17 protein-coding genes are annotated in these 14,558 nt (G+C 55.2%); 9 read left to right on the top strand and 8 right to left on the bottom strand.

All coding sequences use genetic code 11. The features are described from left to right. The first annotated feature begins 196 nt into the window (after positions 1–196). From AFL22_RS15550 to AFL22_RS15540, 3 genes are all read left to right on the top strand, one after another. Positions 197–916 (top strand): HPP family protein, encoded by a 720-nt coding sequence (locus AFL22_RS15550; RefSeq protein WP_052271719.1) that lies wholly within the window; start codon positions 197–199, stop codon positions 914–916. Between the two features lie 257 nt (positions 917–1,173). Then, positions 1,174–2,517, top strand: coding sequence for an MFS transporter (locus AFL22_RS15545; protein ID WP_010245410.1), 1,344 nt, complete (start codon positions 1,174–1,176; stop codon positions 2,515–2,517). Continuing rightward, positions 2,495–3,838 carry an enolase C-terminal domain-like protein gene (locus tag AFL22_RS15540; RefSeq protein WP_022625715.1) on the top strand — a complete coding sequence of 448 codons (1,344 nt, stop codon included), beginning with the start codon at positions 2,495–2,497 and terminating at the stop codon, positions 3,836–3,838. The genes AFL22_RS15545 and AFL22_RS15540 overlap by 23 nt, the downstream gene beginning before the upstream one ends. A gap of 39 nt (positions 3,839–3,877) precedes the next feature. On the opposite strand, the gene AFL22_RS15535 is transcribed toward AFL22_RS15540, so the two are convergent. Beyond that, a complete protein-coding gene (locus tag AFL22_RS15535) occupies positions 3,878–4,573 on the bottom strand; it encodes a CTP synthase (protein ID WP_050680533.1) in 696 nt (231 codons plus the stop codon). A 669-nt stretch (positions 4,574–5,242) separates the two neighbouring features. Between AFL22_RS15535 and dtpA the strand changes: the two genes are divergently transcribed. Then, positions 5,243–6,739, top strand: coding sequence for a dipeptide/tripeptide permease DtpA (gene dtpA, locus AFL22_RS15530; RefSeq protein WP_052271718.1), 1,497 nt, complete (start codon positions 5,243–5,245; stop codon positions 6,737–6,739). Between the two features lie 151 nt (positions 6,740–6,890). Beyond that, on the top strand, positions 6,891–7,496 hold the full coding sequence (gene gstA / locus AFL22_RS15525; protein ID WP_052271717.1) for a glutathione transferase GstA: 606 nt from the start codon (positions 6,891–6,893) through the stop codon (positions 7,494–7,496). A 32-nt stretch (positions 7,497–7,528) separates the two neighbouring features. On the opposite strand, the gene pdxY is transcribed toward gstA, so the two are convergent. The 4 genes from pdxY to AFL22_RS15505 form a co-directional block, all read right to left on the bottom strand. Continuing rightward, positions 7,529–8,389 (bottom strand): pyridoxal kinase PdxY, encoded by an 861-nt coding sequence (gene pdxY, locus AFL22_RS15520; protein ID WP_010245428.1) that lies wholly within the window; start codon positions 8,387–8,389, stop codon positions 7,529–7,531. 57 nt (positions 8,390–8,446) lie between these two features. Continuing rightward, entirely contained in the window at positions 8,447–9,721 is a 1,275-nt protein-coding gene (gene tyrS / locus AFL22_RS15515; RefSeq protein WP_052271716.1) for a tyrosine--tRNA ligase, read from the bottom strand. Positions 9,722–9,861: 140 nt separating this feature from the next. Continuing rightward, positions 9,862–10,518 (bottom strand): pyridoxamine 5'-phosphate oxidase, encoded by a 657-nt coding sequence (pdxH, locus tag AFL22_RS15510; protein WP_010245431.1) that lies wholly within the window; start codon positions 10,516–10,518, stop codon positions 9,862–9,864. A gap of 25 nt (positions 10,519–10,543) precedes the next feature. After that, positions 10,544–10,858, bottom strand: coding sequence for an MliC family protein (locus AFL22_RS15505; protein ID WP_010245432.1), 315 nt, complete (start codon positions 10,856–10,858; stop codon positions 10,544–10,546). A gap of 189 nt (positions 10,859–11,047) precedes the next feature. Here AFL22_RS15505 and AFL22_RS15500 point away from each other — a divergent pair, with 189 nt between their 5' ends. From AFL22_RS15500 to AFL22_RS15485, 4 genes are all read left to right on the top strand, one after another. Beyond that, positions 11,048–11,251, top strand: coding sequence for a hypothetical protein (locus tag AFL22_RS15500; RefSeq protein WP_003848989.1), 204 nt, complete (start codon positions 11,048–11,050; stop codon positions 11,249–11,251). Positions 11,252–11,618: 367 nt separating this feature from the next. Then, positions 11,619–11,852: a YgdI/YgdR family lipoprotein gene (locus AFL22_RS15495; protein WP_010245442.1), complete on the top strand. Its 234-nt coding sequence runs from the start codon at positions 11,619–11,621 to the stop codon at positions 11,850–11,852. A 15-nt stretch (positions 11,853–11,867) separates the two neighbouring features. Continuing rightward, a complete protein-coding gene (locus AFL22_RS15490) occupies positions 11,868–12,098 on the top strand; it encodes a YgdI/YgdR family lipoprotein (RefSeq protein ID WP_010245445.1) in 231 nt (76 codons plus the stop codon). Between the two features lie 442 nt (positions 12,099–12,540). Then, positions 12,541–12,813, top strand: coding sequence for a hypothetical protein (locus AFL22_RS15485; RefSeq protein WP_022625718.1), 273 nt, complete (start codon positions 12,541–12,543; stop codon positions 12,811–12,813). A 267-nt stretch (positions 12,814–13,080) separates the two neighbouring features. On the opposite strand, the gene AFL22_RS15480 is transcribed toward AFL22_RS15485, so the two are convergent. The 3 genes from AFL22_RS15480 to AFL22_RS15470 form a co-directional block, all read right to left on the bottom strand. Beyond that, positions 13,081–13,221 (bottom strand): hypothetical protein, encoded by a 141-nt coding sequence (locus tag AFL22_RS15480; protein ID WP_223565523.1) that lies wholly within the window; start codon positions 13,219–13,221, stop codon positions 13,081–13,083. Between the two features lie 145 nt (positions 13,222–13,366). Further along, on the bottom strand, positions 13,367–13,897 hold the full coding sequence (locus AFL22_RS15475) for a TetR/AcrR family transcriptional regulator (protein ID WP_223565721.1): 531 nt from the start codon (positions 13,895–13,897) through the stop codon (positions 13,367–13,369). A 269-nt stretch (positions 13,898–14,166) separates the two neighbouring features. After that, positions 14,167–14,442: a hypothetical protein gene (locus tag AFL22_RS15470; RefSeq protein WP_052271715.1), complete on the bottom strand. Its 276-nt coding sequence runs from the start codon at positions 14,440–14,442 to the stop codon at positions 14,167–14,169. Between the last annotated feature and the right edge of the window lie 116 nt (positions 14,443–14,558).

The raw sequence follows: 14,558 nt of genomic DNA, 5'->3' as shown, positions 1-14,558 counted from the left end.
AAAGACCCGCTGCGGCGGGTTTTTTATTATCCGGCGATCACCTCTGCTGACGCGTCTCCTGCCTGGCCCCCCTTTTCGCTGCTCTCCCTGTTCGTACGAATAACGGTACAGTTTGTCGGGTTGTTACATTGATGTTGATGATGGAGAATCGCCGCCCCTGACGATAAGAAAATGTTATGACACAGTGAGTAAAGTAATGAACAAAAGCGCTTCTGCCGGAAGCCATCCTCTGCGCCTGTTTCTGGCGCGCCTCTGGCCACATCCGCTGGCAGTGAGTAAAAAGCATGTGGTGATCGCCGGACTGGGTGCCGGTATCGGCTTGATCCTGACCAGCCTGCTGAGCCACTGGGTGCTGGGCGAGCTGAACCTGTGGTTTGTCGCGCCGGTCGGTGCCTCGGCGGTTTTACTCTTTGGTCTGCCCGCCAGTCCGCTGGCTCAGCCGTGGGCAATCGTCGGCGGCAACAGCCTGTCAGCGCTGGCGGGCGTTACCGTCAGCCAGCTGATCCCTGATCCTGCCCTTGCCTGCGGCGTCGCAGCCTGTGTGGCGATCCTGTTAATGTTCCAGCTACGCTGTCTGCATCCGCCCGGCGGTGCCGTTGCGCTGACCGCTATTCTGGGCGGCCCTTCGGTGCAGCAGCTTGGATATCACTTTGTCCTGACGCCGATCCTGCTCAATTCACTGACCCTGGCCCTGCTGGCTCTGCTGTTTAATAATCTTGCCGGTCGTCACTATCCGCATCCGCTGGCCCCGGAAGAAGTTAAACCCGATCCGGTAGCCATGCCGGTCCCGCTGACGCGCGCCGATCTGCATCAGGCTTTGCAGGACGGTGAACTGCTGGATATTGACGAGGATGATTTGCAGGCGCTGCTGCTGCGTGCTGAAGAGATTGCCCAGCGCCGTCAGTTCAGTGGCTGAAATCTGTCTGCCCGCACTGGCACATCTTTCACTGTCGGCGCGACTTCTGGCATTCAGGTCTCCCCTGAACCCTGGTCCTGAGAAGTTGATCGCTGCCACAGTTTTACTCTGCCGCTTCGCCCACGCCACTCCGTAACATATTGATAACACAACCGTCCAGGCCGTACGCCCATCGTCTCCTGGGCGGATGCCCATAGAGCTGGCTTATTCAGCGCCCTACACTTTGCTCTTCTTTACGTTTCTCACGAGGAAGACCGATGGATAGCGCCTTGTCCCCGCAGCACGATGAGCTGATCGCCTCCGCCATCAAAAAGTTCTTCACCCATATCATCCCGATGCTGGTGGTGATGCTGATTATTAACCAGATAGACCGCGCCAATATTGGCTTTATCAAAGCGGAGTTGCGAACCGATGCCGGGATCAGCGCGGCGGCCTTTGGGCTGGGCGCGGGCCTCTTTTTTATCGGCTATGCGCTGTTTGAGGTGCCGAGCAACCTGATGATGAAGCGCTTCGGCGCCCGCGTCTGGCTGACGCGCATCATGATAACCTGGGGACTGGTGGTGGTCCTGACCGGTTTCGTCACCTCACCGATCCAGTTTTACCTGCTGCGTTTTTTACTTGGCGTAGCGGAAGCAGGCTTCTTTCCTGGCGTGCTGTTCTATTTTCGTCAGTGGGTGCCCAATGCCTGGCGCGGCCGCGCCACCGCGATGGTGCTGAGTGCCACCGCTGGCGCCTTTCTCTTCTCCGGCCCCATCACCGGCGCGATCCTGATGATGCACAATTTCATGGGGATTGCTGGCTGGAAGTGGGTGATGTTTCTCGAAGGCGGTGCGTCGGTGCTGGTCGGCATTCTCGCCGCCTGGGTGCTGGTGTCACGACCTGGCGAGGCGCGCTGGCTGAGTGCTGCGGAGAAACAGGCGCTGGTGCAGCAGCTGCAGAATGAAGAGGCGCAGCGTGACGAGCTTAACCGCGAGCCAGGCAAAATGTCGCTGCTACGTAATCGCAGCCTGCTGTTCTTCTGCGCGATCTTTTTCACTATGACCATGACCGGCTATACGCTGGTGTTCTGGCTGCCGCAGATTATTCAGCGCATTCAGGGCTTCAGCAGTTTTGGCATCGGCATTCTCACCGCCGTGCCCTGGCTGTGCGCCATTATTGCCATTAATCTGCTGAGCCGTTTTTCAGACCGCCACCGCGACAAGCTCGATAAAGCGCTGGGTGTCGCCATGCTGGTCGCGGCCTGCGGCACCTTTATGGCCACGCTGGGTTCCCCGTGGTTTGGCTTCCTGGCGATGATCGTGGCCTGTATCGGCTCGAAAGTCAGCGCGACCTTTTTCTGGCCGATGCCACAGGGAGAGCTGCCCGCCTCGATTGTTGCGCCGGGCATTGCGCTCGTGAATTCCGTTGGCAACCTTGGCGGCTTCTTCGCACCGACGGTGTTTGGCTATCTGGAGATGAAGACCGGCTCCACTACCGGCGGTCTCTATGCCCTGACCAGCGTCTCGCTGCTGACCGGGCTGTGGCTGCTGCTGCGCCGCAAGCCATCCCCGCCTTCCCTTGATCCTATGGAGAATCAACATGTCAGACAGTCCAGTCATTAAAACAATGCGGGTAGTGCCGGTCGCCGGATATGACAGCATGCTGCTGAACATTGGCGGCGCACACAACTGCTACTTTACCCGTATCCTGGTGATCCTGACTGACTCGGCTGGCCGTACCGGCGTCGGCGAAAGTCCCTGTCACGCTTCAACGCTGGCGTTGCTTGAGCGCTTTCGTCCGCAGATTGAGGGCAGCGAACTCCTGCGGCTGAATGCCACCATCGCCACGCTGTTTGCCAGCGACGCGCGACACCAGCAGACCGCGCATACCGACGACATTCATATTCCGCAGATGAACCCGGAGAAGTTTTACAACGCCACCGCGGCGATTGAAGCGGCGCTGCTTGATCTGCTGGGTCAGCACCTGAATCTGCCGGTGGCCGAGTTACTTGCCAGCGGCAAGCAGCGCGATCGGGTGCCGGTCCTCGGCTATCTGTTCTATATCGCCGACCGTAACCTGACCAGCATGAACTATCAGGCGGGCCACGCGGGTGGTGATGCCTGGCTGCAACTGCGTCATGAGAAAGCGATGGACGCGGAAGGCGTGGTGCGGCTGGCGGAGGCGGCAGCGGATCGCTATGGTTTCCGCGATTTCAAACTCAAGGGCGGAGTCCATCACGGCGAAGTGGAAGTGGAGACGGTCAATGCCCTGCTGGCGCGCTTCCCGCAGGCGCGGGTAACGGTTGATCCTAACGCCAGCTGGTCGCTGGATGAGGCCATTTATTATGGCAAACAGCTGGCGGGCCGCATCCCCTATCTGGAAGATCCCTGCGGCGCGGAGCATGGCTATTCCGGTCGGGAAACGCTGGCAGAATTCAGGCGGGCCACCGGCATTCCGGTTGCCACGAATATGATCGCCAATGACTGGCGACAGTTGCAGCATGCGCTGCAGCTCAATGCCATCGACATTCCCCTGGCCGACCCACACTTCTGGACGATGCGTAACGCACACACCGTGGCGCAGCTCTGCCATGAGTGGGGCCTGACCACCGGCTGCCACTCAAACAACCACTTTGACGTGTCGCTGGCGATGGTGGCGCATCTGGGGGCCGCCGCACCCGGTGATCGCCTGACCGCCTTTGATACCCACTGGATCTGGCAGGATGGGCAGCAGCTGACGCAGCATGCGCCGCAGATTCGGGATGGCTATCTGGAACTGCCAGAGGGGCCAGGGCTGGGGATTACCCTGAATATGGAACGGGTTGAAGCGGCACATGCACTCTACAACTCGCTACCGGATAAAAACCGAAACGATGCGCTGGGCATGCAGTTTCTGATCGATAACTGGTCCTTTAACGCAAAACGCCCGGCCATGCTGCGCTGACGAGCATCGCCCTGTGACAGTGTCACAGGGTGATCGCGTTTAGCGTTGCGCCAGCGCCGCCTGCATCCAGGCAATCACCAGCGGAGAATCTTTGTCCTGCAGTGCGGCGCGTTCCGACTGAAACAGCGTGGCGACATAGAATGGGTGATCCGGTAGCTCGACGCCACGCACATCGCCCGCGTTGTCCCAGGCAGTAATGCGCAGCGTATTATCGCCCAGCGCTGCACTGAATTCCGGGTTAACACCAAAGTTACAGTGATAACCTTCATCGCTCTCCAGCACGCCGTAGGCTCTGGCAATGCGTGATCCGGGTCCGAACCTCACCGCGCCGCGCTGTTCCACCAGCGAACAGCTCAGCGGGGCAATCACCATCCTCCCCTCGGTGTCCGTCTCGGCATGACTGGCATCCTGCCAGCCCAGTACGTTGCGCGCATATTCGATCAGCGCATACTGGAATCCACCGCAGGAGCCAAGAAAAGGCTTTCCGGTTTCACGCACCCAGCGGAGTGTGTCAAACACGCCGGCATCATTTCGATAGGGGCTACCGGGCACCACCCAGACGGCATCGCTGAGTTGCAGTTCTGACTCATCCAGTCGGTCAGTGGCGATCCACTCCGCTTCAGCGGTGATATTCAGCCAGCGGGCAGCACGTTCAATAGCAAGGGGGATAGCCTGATGGGCAACCGCATCGGCGCGGTAGTCACCAACCAGGGATAAGCGCAGGGGGGACGACATAAACAGATCCTTCTCGGGGAAATTGAGAGGTTACAGTAATGTTAATTTTCTGTCGAGGGCGAGCTGAAAGCGGATTATCGCGATACGTTTTTTAACACGCACGGGCGGCTTTTCACCGGCAGGCTGAGCTGATTTTTATCTTGCCAGCGCCTGTGAGCACTCTCAGCTGCCGCGTCAGACGAGACAACGCAACCGGTTTCTTTTTTTCCTTTCTGAAATAAATCATCTGTTTGTGCACAGGATCATCATTTGACGGTTTTTGCGGCAATGCCGGGCATGTAATGTCCGATAATTCGGCAGATTGACTGTGAATTAATCAGCAACCTGCCGTTAGTGCTGCCTGATTATCATTCAGCAAACTATTTATCTGGTTAACCGCGCATTAGCAGTTAATGTTAATACTCTCCAGTGCAAGGCGCTTATCCAGCGTTTATGCGCTGCTTTTTTCACTACACTCAAAATTAAAAACCAATTAACAGTTTGCTATAAGTTTTTTAACCCAACATTCCAGGGTCGGGCGGGTTGTCAGAAAATTCTTGCCCTGCCGCCCGTAATCAGCCAAATTAGTCGCCGCTTTTCCCTTCTAATAACAATCTTGCGCATGGAAAACTCACATGACGCGGACTTAATTCCTGTCCCGAAACAGGGTATGAAAAAACTGAGGTACATGTGTCAACTGCAAACAAACACACTGATGAGGCTGTCAGTCTCAATGCGTTTAAACAGCCGAAGGCGTTCTACTTAATCTTCTCGATTGAGTTATGGGAACGTTTTGGCTTCTATGGCCTGCAGGCCATTATGGCGGTTTACCTGGTGAAGCAACTGGGGTTGTCTGAATCAGACTCCATTACCCTGTTCTCTTCATTCAGTGCGCTGGTGTATGGTCTGGTCGCGATTGGCGGCTGGCTCGGTGATAAGGTGCTGGGTACCAAACGCGTCATCCTGCTGGGTGTCCTGGTGCTGGCGCTGGGCTATGCGCTGGTGGCGTTCTCCGGTCATAACGTCAGCATTGTCTACATCGGTATGGCGACCATCGCGGTGGGTAGCGGCCTGTTTAAGGCAAACCCCTCTTCGCTGCTCTCTACCTGCTATGACAAAGATGATCCGCGTCTCGACGGCGCTTTCACCATGTTCTATATGTCGATCAACATCGGTTCACTCTTCTCAATGATGCTGACACCGTGGTTAGCGGCGAAATATGGTTATAGCGTAGCCTTCTCACTGTGCGTTATCGGTCTGATCATCACCCTGTTTAACTTCCTGTTCTGCAAACGCATGGTTAAGGATTACGGTTCTAAACCCGATTTCGCTCCGTTGCAGATCGGAAAACTGCTGATGACGCTGGTCGGCATCGTCGTACTGATTGCACTGGCCAACTGGATGCTGCATCACCAGTCTATCGCACGACTGGTGCTGGCGGTGATTGCCCTGGGTATCGTGCTGGTGTTTGCCAAAGAGGCCTTTGCACTGCAGGGTGCGGCACGTCGTAAGATGATTGTTGCCTTCCTGCTGATGGTCGAAGCGATTCTGTTCTTCGTGCTTTATATGCAGATGCCAACGTCACTCAACTTCTTTGCTATCCGCAACGTTGAGCACACCATTCTCGGCATTACTTTTGCCCCCGAGCAGTTCCAGGCGCTGAACCCGTTCTGGATTATGCTGGCCAGTCCGCTGCTGGCGGCGCTCTATAACAAGCTGGGCGATAAACTGCCGATGCCGCACAAGTTTGCCTTTGGTATGGTGCTCTGCTCCGCTGCGTTCCTGGTGCTGCCGGTGGGTGCGAAGTTCGCCAGCGATGCCGGTATCGTTTCCGTTAACTGGCTGATCCTGAGCTATGCGCTGCAGAGTATCGGTGAGCTGATGATCTCTGGCCTCGGCCTGGCGATGGTGGCACAGCTGGTGCCTCAGCGTCTGATGGGCTTTATCATGGGTTCCTGGTTCCTGACTACCGCTGGCGCGGCGGTGATTGCCGGTAAAGTGGCAAACCTGATGGCCGTGCCTGAAAACGTTACCGATCCACTGATTTCGCTGGCGACCTACAGCCGCGTATTCCAGCAGATTGGTATCGTGACGGCGGTGATCGCCCTGCTGATGCTGATTACGGCGCCGATGCTGAACCGCATGGCGCAGGATCCTGACGCGAAAAAAAATAACGGGCAGGCGTAATTCACGCTGCACTTCAGCTAAGCCGGGCTCTGCCCGGCTTTTTTTATGGCTTGCCGCAACACCCTTCGCAGATCCCTGATCTTTGTCACTGGTAATCCCGCTTTGACTCTTTACTATGCAAGGATCCCATTGCAACAAGGAGTACCTGGTCATGAAACTGTTTTGCAAAGCGGGTGCCTGCTCTCTCTCACCCCATATTGTTATGCGTGAATGCGGACTCGACTTCACTCAGGTGAGTGTTGATCTGGCCACAAAAATCACTGAACGGGGCGATGACTTCCGCCAAATCAATCCTAAAGGCCAGGTGCCCGCGCTGCAGCTCAGCGACGGTTCTGTGCTGACAGAAGGCGTTGCCATTGTTCAGTACCTGGCGGATCTGAAGCCCGATCGCCATCTGCTGGCGCCGGTTGGCAGCCTGACGCGTTATCACACCGTGGAGTGGCTCAGCTACATCGGCAGTGAGCTGCATAAAAGCTTTGGGCCACTGTTTCGCCCCGGTTACTCCGATGAGGTGAAAGCGCAGACCCGCAGCCAGCTGGAAGCAAAATTCCGCTATGTCGATGAGTCACTGCGCGACAAACAGTGGCTGATGGGGCTGCATTTCAGCGTGGCGGATGCCTATCTGTTTGTGGTGACGCGCTGGGCAAAAGCGCTGGGACTGGATTTATCCGGCTTTACGGAGCTGGGCGCGTGGTTTGATCGTGTCGCGGAACGTCCTGCGGTGCAGGCGGCGCTTAAAGCGGAAGGCTTAGCCTGAGTCAACAGGGCCGGTTATCCGGCCCTGATGCGTTACAGTTTTTCTGCCGCGAAGTGCTGCGTCGGCGTGGCGATGGCATCCTGTGCCGCCACCAGCTGCAGTTCATATTCGCCCATCTGATGGGTTTTCAGCATCACCTCGTATACCGCTGCGGTGACATGCTCCAGCGCATCCTGCAATGATTTACCATGCAGCAGATTCACCAGCAGCAGACCGCTGGTGAGATCGCCCACGCCGACCGGCTGACGGACACCGAAATCGACCAGCGGACGGCTGATGTGCCAGGCATCTTCAGCCGTCACCAGCAGCATTTCAAAGCGATCGCTGCGACGACCCGCACGCGCCAGATGCTTCACCAGCACCACGCGTGGTCCCTGGGCAATCAGTGCCCGCGCAGCGTCTACCGCCGCGTCGACGTCCGTGACGGTGCGCTCGCTCAGCATCTCCAGTTCAAGCAGGTTCGGGGCGATAATGTCGCTGGCAGGCATCGCCATTTTACAGTGAAACTCCGCCACACCCGGCGCCACGATGCAGCCTTTCTCCGGATGGCCCATGACCGGATCGCAGAAGTACCAGGCATTCGGGTTGGCCGCTTTGACCTGACGGACAATCTGCAGAATCTGCTCGCCCTGCTCTGCCGAGCCCAGATAACCGCTCAGGACCGCGTCACAGGTCTTCAGGCGGTCGATGTCAGCAATGCCTTTAACAATGTCGGTTAAATGCGTTGCAGGCATCACCGTGCCGGTCCAGTGGCCATATTGCGTATGGTTGGAAAACTGCACGGTATTCAGCGGCCAGACGTTTGCGCCCATACGGCGCATCGGAAACTCAGCCGCCGCGTTACCGGCGTGACCAAAAACAACGTGCGACTGAATCGCTAAAATATTTTTCACTTGTTTGCCCTGTCCTGCCTTGCCATAAAAAAAGGGCCGGAAACCGGCCCTGAAATCTTACTGCCAGTTAATCAGGCAGTAATGTTTCTTGCCGCGACGCAGCAGCGTATAGCGGTTAAACAGTTTGTCACTGTCGCTGAAGCGGTACTCCGCATCGGACTGCTTTTCACCGTTCAGTGAAACGGCATTGGAGCCGATCATGGTGCGCGCCTGGCCACGGGACGGCACCAGCTCTGCTTTCACCAGCGCCTGCTGCAGATCATCGTCAGCGCCCAGCACGATAGTTGGCATACCATCCTGCGCCAGCTGTTCAAAATCGGCTTCGGTCATTTCGCTCACGGATCCGGAGAAGAGGCTGGCAGTAATGCGTTTCGCCGCAGACAGACCGGCTTCGCCATGCACCAGACGCGTCACCTGCTCAGCCAGCACGTACTGCGCACGTGGCGCGGTGCCGCTGTTTTTATCTTCTTCTTCCAGCGCGTTGATCTCTTCCATGCTCAGGAAGGTGAAGAACTTCAGGAAGCGATAGACGTCAGCATCCGCGGTGTTGATCCAGAACTGATAGAACTTGTACGGGCTGGTTTTCTTCGCATCCAGCCAGACTGCGCCGCCTTCGGTTTTACCGAATTTGGTGCCGTCAGACTTGGTGATCAGCGGAACGGTCAGGCCAAAGACCTGGTTCTGATGCAGACGACGGGTCAGATCGATACCGGAGGTGATGTTGCCCCACTGATCAGAACCGCCAATCTGTAGCGACACACCGTGCTGCTCGTTCAGACAGGCGAAGTCATAGCCCTGCAGCAGATTATAGGAGAACTCGGTAAAGGAGATGCCCTGATCGTCACGGTTCAGACGCTGCTTCACCGCTTCTTTGTTGATCATCTGGTTAACGGAGAAGTGCTTGCCGATATCACGCAGGAAGGTCAGCACGTTCATGCCGCCAAACCAGTCGTAGTTGTTGGCGGCGATGGCGCTGTTGCTGCCGCAATCGAAGTCGAGGAATGGCGCCACCTGCTGGCGGATCTTTTCAACCCATTCGTTGACGGTTTCACTGGTATTAAGTTTACGCTCTGCGGCTTTGAAGCTCGGGTCACCAATCAGGCCGGTTGCACCACCGACCAGCGCCACCGGCTTGTGGCCGGCATCCTGAAAACGCTTCAGGCAGAGCAGCGGTACCAGATGGCCCAAATGCAAGCTGTCAGCAGTGGGGTCAAAGCCGCAATAGAGCGAAATTGGCCCCTGCGCCAGTTTCTCTGTTAACGCGTCTTCATCCGTCACCTGGGCGATTAGGCCCCTCTCCTGCAATTGTTGTATCAGGTTACTGCTGGTCATTACTGACTCCAAATTGATCAGACTGCACCTATGCTGGTACACAGCTTTCCGCTGAGTTGCGGAATCGAAAAAAATCAGGGCTATAGCATAAAGCGCTGACGCTTTCTGTGCCAGCGCTGATAGGGGCGAATCGTGCAGATTCAGGGTGCCAGACGGTCGATTTTCCAGCCGTCGTGATCGCGCTGATAGATGAAACGATCGTGCAGACGATGTTCGCCACCCTGCCAGAACTCCATCGTGTGAAATTTCACCCGGTAGCCACCCCAGAAGCTGGGCAGCGGCACTTCGCCCTGCTGGAACTTCTGTTTAAGCTCCAGGAACTTTCCTTCCAGAATACCGCGTGCCGAAATACGGCTTGACTGCTTCGACACCCAGGCACCAATCTGACTGTCGCGCGGACGACTGTGGAAATATTTCAGCACCTCGAGGGGCGACAGTTTTTCCACTTCACCCAGCACCATCACCTGACGCTCCAGATAGTGCCACGGGAAGTGCAGAGAGATGCGCGGATTGTGCGCCAGCTGCAGCGCCTTACGGCTGCCGAGGTTGGTGTAAAACACCATGCCCTGCGCATCGTAGTGCTTCAGCAGCACGATACGCTGCCATGGCTGGCCCTGCTCATCCACGGTTGCCACGGTCATGGCGGTAGGATCGGGCAGTTTTGCCTCGCAGGCCTGGCTTAGCCACTGTTCAAATAGCGCGATCGGATCGTCCGGCAGATCCTTACGACGCAATCCACCGCGGGTATATTCACGCCGCAGATGGGCAATGGTGTGTAGCGTTTCGCTGTCGCTCATAATGCTCGCCTATTCAGATAACAAGTCAGCTGGCAGGTTGCAGCTCACAATCATTCACGACAATTTTATCGTTACGTTCGATAAATGCGCCGTTTCCTTTGGACCAGAACACATAGGTGTTATCGCTGTAGCGTGCGCCGGACGCGGATACCGTCTGCTTCAGCGTCAGAGGCTGCCCATCCATGATGAAACTGACCTGCTGCTGCGCCTCGTCCAGCGTCACGGTCAGGGGCATGGTTCCGCAGCGATAGTGCAGGGTCTGCGGCGACGGCGGCTGTTTATGCATCAGGCTACAGCCTGACAGCAGTAGCACCGCGGCAACGGTTAATCCTTTCAACATAAGCGGGTCTCCTTCACGAGTGAAGCTGGCATTATAAGAAGGATTGGGCGCGAAGTAAGTGGGAATCCACGCCAATCTGGCAGATGCTGTCAGTCAGGCTGAATTATTGCGCCTTTTCAGACGGTTGTCTGAATGCACAGGCCGCGTTCTCAGGCTACGCTCTATAGATCTTAAGCGAGGAAGACAAACATGAAATTTGATAACGAAGATGCATTTAAGCTGGCAGTGGCGTTTATGAACCACAAAGAGAATGCCACTATCGCCAGCAGCTACTTTAAAACCTTTATCGACACCTACCAGAAATTTGACCGCTGGCTGAGTGCATCAGACCCGGTCAGCGCCATGAAAGCAGAAAAAGCGGCCGCCAAAGCGGGCGAAGACTCCATCCTCTGATCCGCTTCTCCACGGGTCCGATAGCCTTCAGGGTATCGGACCCGTGAATCCCGCCAGACATTCACCCACATGCTCACTATTTCCGCACAGCTATTCTGGCTTTTACGGAAATATCCGCTCTGGCTGCCGTGCTTATTTCCCGCATCAGCATCGATCTTATTTCGGTACAGCGCATCCTCTGCTGAAATGGCCCAGAACGGCTGGGTACATTTGCAATAAATGCTATTTCGCGCCGTCATACCCTCTAATCAGCACCACACACTCCGGTTTTGTTTAAAAAACAGGCAGCGAGACGCGACAGGGCCAGCAAACCTGATAAAGCCGACTATGCTGTAAACGTTCGGATATACTTCATGGAGCAGAAAAAATGAAAATGAAATCCCTGTCAGCCATTGCGTTGCTGGCTCTCTCTTTAGGTACGCTGGCAGGTTGTGCCTCAAACCAGTCGATTAAGACCACCGATGGCCGCACGATTGTCACCGATGGCAAACCGCAGATTGATTCAGATACTGGTCTGGTTTCTTACCGCGATGCTCAGACAGGAAAAACTGAGCAGATCAATCGTAATGAGATCAGTAATATGAGTGAACTCGACAACTAATATAAGGTGAATAAGATGAAAAAAGCGCTGATTTTACCTCTCGCCGCATTGATTGGTATGACCGTATTAACCGGCTGCACCCGTACCAGTTATGCGATTCAGACTAACGATGGACGCACCATTATTAGTGATGGCAAGCCTTCTGAATCGGATGCCGGCCTGCTGGCTTATACCGATGCAAATGGCGTGAAGCAGCAGATTAATAAAGCGGACGTTAAAGCGGTCTCTGAAGTACCGAAGAAATAATCCGATCGCTGTTGCCCGATGAATAAAGCCGCCCACGGGCGGCTTTATTTTTGTCTGCGCCTGGCACGAACTGGCGCACAGGCCCGGCTTTATTCCCGGTGGTTTATAAATCAGAAATATCCGCTGCGGCGTGGCCATAATATGGCAGGCAACCGTACGGATAGTGGTGCAGATAATAATCTGATAACGAAATACGCCGTTCCGGCCTTATCTGAATTTCCGGCAGTTCCGAGCTTTTTTAACCAGCATAATAGCTCAGTTCATCTCTCAAGAATAACCTCACTCTGTTTTTATGCTTTGATATGAGTGGTTTACCGCTTCGATTAAAGGTTCACTTTATTTTCGGTAAATTTTAATCATAGCGCCCTGCTGTTTCCCACCTTTTAGTCCAGAGCGCCTTTAACTAGACTCTTTATATCGCTACTTAATCAGGAGGGTGCAGATGGTTTATCACGACAAAACAACGGGTCATATGATTCTTGGTGAAGCTGCAATTAATCTGGCTTTTGACGAACAGGAGATTACGCTGGTAGCACTGATTCGCCAGTTGAGCGAAATGGCCGAACAGGAGCGCAACGATGAGCGGGTCACGCAGATTGCCGATGCGCGGAACTGGCTCAAAGGTTTTATCGAATCCTCAACGCGCGACCGTGCCGAATTAAACTGGCTGGTCGAGACCGGACAGGCACCGGTTAATCTTAAAGATTATCGTTAGTCATGTGCGGGTCATTGCTGTTTATTTTTAGGGTGCCGGGCACGCGCCTGGCCTCACAGCCAGAGACGCCGGGCCAGCGTGGCAGTGGAATAGTACATTTCGGCCAGAACGTGACCAGAACGTGAATTGCAACGCTCTGCACCCGGCTCCTGCGTCCGCCTGAAACGGCTTCCACGCAGATTGATGAGTGCTATTGCTCTGCACTCATCGGCCGGCCATCTGGTCGTTAACCGGCCTTCGTCGGCTTCTCCCCACCTGCCGTCACGCTCAGCGCGTCAGCGGCTCCCCGTTTTCAGTCACCTGCAGCGTTTGTGGATGTTTCGCTGTAGTGGTTTCAAACCCACCACGGGCGGCAAAAACAGAACAGCCAATGGCTGCCACGAGTGTCAGTAAGATTGAGGTTTTCACGAAACGCGCCTTAATTTTCTTCGCTACAGGATAAAGCGTGAAAGCCTGGCACATAATCAGATGGGGGGAAAGGAAAGTGCAGAATTTCTCTGTCTGGAAGCCCATGTCCGGGAAGTCTGTTTACTGATTGAGCGGCCTTGCCTGGTTACCCCAGTACTTTCAATGCCAGCGCCAGCGTCTTTTCTTCGTTAGTCACATCGCTGACCTTACCTGCCACCCGCAATCCAAAAGCAATACAGAGAATTAAACCGGCTGCCGCCTCGCTGTCCAGCGTGTTATCGATAGATCCATCCTGTTGTCCCAGCTCCAGCAGCGAGACCAGGAAGCGTTGATTACGCTGAACGACCTCATCAATGCGCTGCGCGAGTGGCTGATCCATCGTCTGCAGCGCAATCGCGCTGGAGACGACCAGACAGCCGCAACGCCCTTCTGTGGCACGTGCCGAATCCAGGTAGAATTGCAATAGCTCGGTTATTTTCCCCCGCCCGCTGGCACAGGGTGCCAGACGACGGTGCAACTCACTATTTCTCAGCAACAGATAGCGTTCGAATACCAGCAGGAAGAGCGAGCGCTTATCTTTAAACGCCTTATAGATGCTGCCTGCGGAGAGATGCATCGCCTCACCCAGATCGTTCATTGAGGCCGCGTGATAGCCTTTTTGCCGGAAAACAATCATGGCGTGATCCAGAGCCTGTTCGATCCCGAACTCTCTGGGGCGTCCCCGCTCTTTGTTTTTATACGTTGTGGCTGTCGTGGTCATTGTTACCGGCCTGGGGGGTGTGTTGCTGTCAAAATCAATGGCGATTCTATCCCAGGCGCGGGTAACAAGCCAGGCCGTCCGTCACCCGTCACGCGCAGACGGCCCATTATTTCCCGGACGCGTTAATATGATTTGCCGCTGTCTGACCAGCCGCCGTCTGGTCTGCGGTGCAAGCCGGACGCGATTCATTCAGATAAGGATGTTGTCTCTATGCGGCCTTTTTCCCGCTGCTGGCTGCGCTTCAGCGCGTTTATTTTTATCAGCCATAACGTAAATTGCTTAATAAGCAGGCTGGCGTGGTTTTCATTGTCAGCAAAACAGAGAAAGAGTCGGGTTTTTATATTGCTGTTATCGTCGATCGCATAAATCTCATATTCGTCATGATGGCGGGATTTTATGATTGCTGTGAAATGTATTGCGGGCCAGAGCATCACTCTGGCTTCAAACTGCCTGAAATCCATTATATTTACCTGGTAATTTGCTTAAATTACCCGATGAAAAACTACTCACCGGGTCAGGAAAAGCATAACTTCCTGCCACTTTAATCGCGTGATAAAAAAAGCTTTTAGCAGAGGCC

The sequence above is a fragment of the Pantoea sp. CFSAN033090 genome, assembly GCF_001264395.1.
Lineage (GTDB): Bacteria > Pseudomonadota > Gammaproteobacteria > Enterobacterales > Enterobacteriaceae > Pantoea > Pantoea agglomerans.
Note: the sequence above shows the minus strand (reverse complement) of the source record. Positions and strands in the feature narration are given on the sequence as shown.

Bases quoted from the DNA above. Each gene is read 5' to 3' on its own strand.
- AFL22_RS15550 (WP_052271719.1), top strand. From the start codon at position 197: ATGAACAAAAGCGCTTCTGCCGGAAGCCATCCTCTGCGCCTGTTTCTG.
- AFL22_RS15545 (WP_010245410.1), top strand. From the start codon at position 1,174: ATGGATAGCGCCTTGTCCCCGCAGCACGATGAGCTGATCGCCTCCGCC.
- AFL22_RS15540 (WP_022625715.1), top strand. From the start codon at position 2,495: ATGTCAGACAGTCCAGTCATTAAAACAATGCGGGTAGTGCCGGTCGCC.
- AFL22_RS15535 (WP_050680533.1), bottom strand. From the start codon at position 4,573: ATGTCGTCCCCCCTGCGCTTATCCCTGGTTGGTGACTACCGCGCCGAT.
- gstA (WP_052271717.1), top strand. From the start codon at position 6,891: ATGAAACTGTTTTGCAAAGCGGGTGCCTGCTCTCTCTCACCCCATATT.
- tyrS (WP_052271716.1), bottom strand. From the start codon at position 9,721: ATGACCAGCAGTAACCTGATACAACAATTGCAGGAGAGGGGCCTAATC.
- pdxH (WP_010245431.1), bottom strand. From the start codon at position 10,518: ATGAGCGACAGCGAAACGCTACACACCATTGCCCATCTGCGGCGTGAA.
- AFL22_RS15505 (WP_010245432.1), bottom strand. From the start codon at position 10,858: ATGTTGAAAGGATTAACCGTTGCCGCGGTGCTACTGCTGTCAGGCTGT.
- AFL22_RS15500 (WP_003848989.1), top strand. From the start codon at position 11,048: ATGAAATTTGATAACGAAGATGCATTTAAGCTGGCAGTGGCGTTTATG.
- AFL22_RS15495 (WP_010245442.1), top strand. From the start codon at position 11,619: ATGAAAATGAAATCCCTGTCAGCCATTGCGTTGCTGGCTCTCTCTTTA.
- AFL22_RS15490 (WP_010245445.1), top strand. From the start codon at position 11,868: ATGAAAAAAGCGCTGATTTTACCTCTCGCCGCATTGATTGGTATGACC.
- AFL22_RS15485 (WP_022625718.1), top strand. From the start codon at position 12,541: ATGGTTTATCACGACAAAACAACGGGTCATATGATTCTTGGTGAAGCT.
- AFL22_RS15475 (WP_223565721.1), bottom strand. From the start codon at position 13,897: ATGATTGTTTTCCGGCAAAAAGGCTATCACGCGGCCTCAATGAACGAT.
- AFL22_RS15470 (WP_052271715.1), bottom strand. From the start codon at position 14,442: ATGGATTTCAGGCAGTTTGAAGCCAGAGTGATGCTCTGGCCCGCAATA.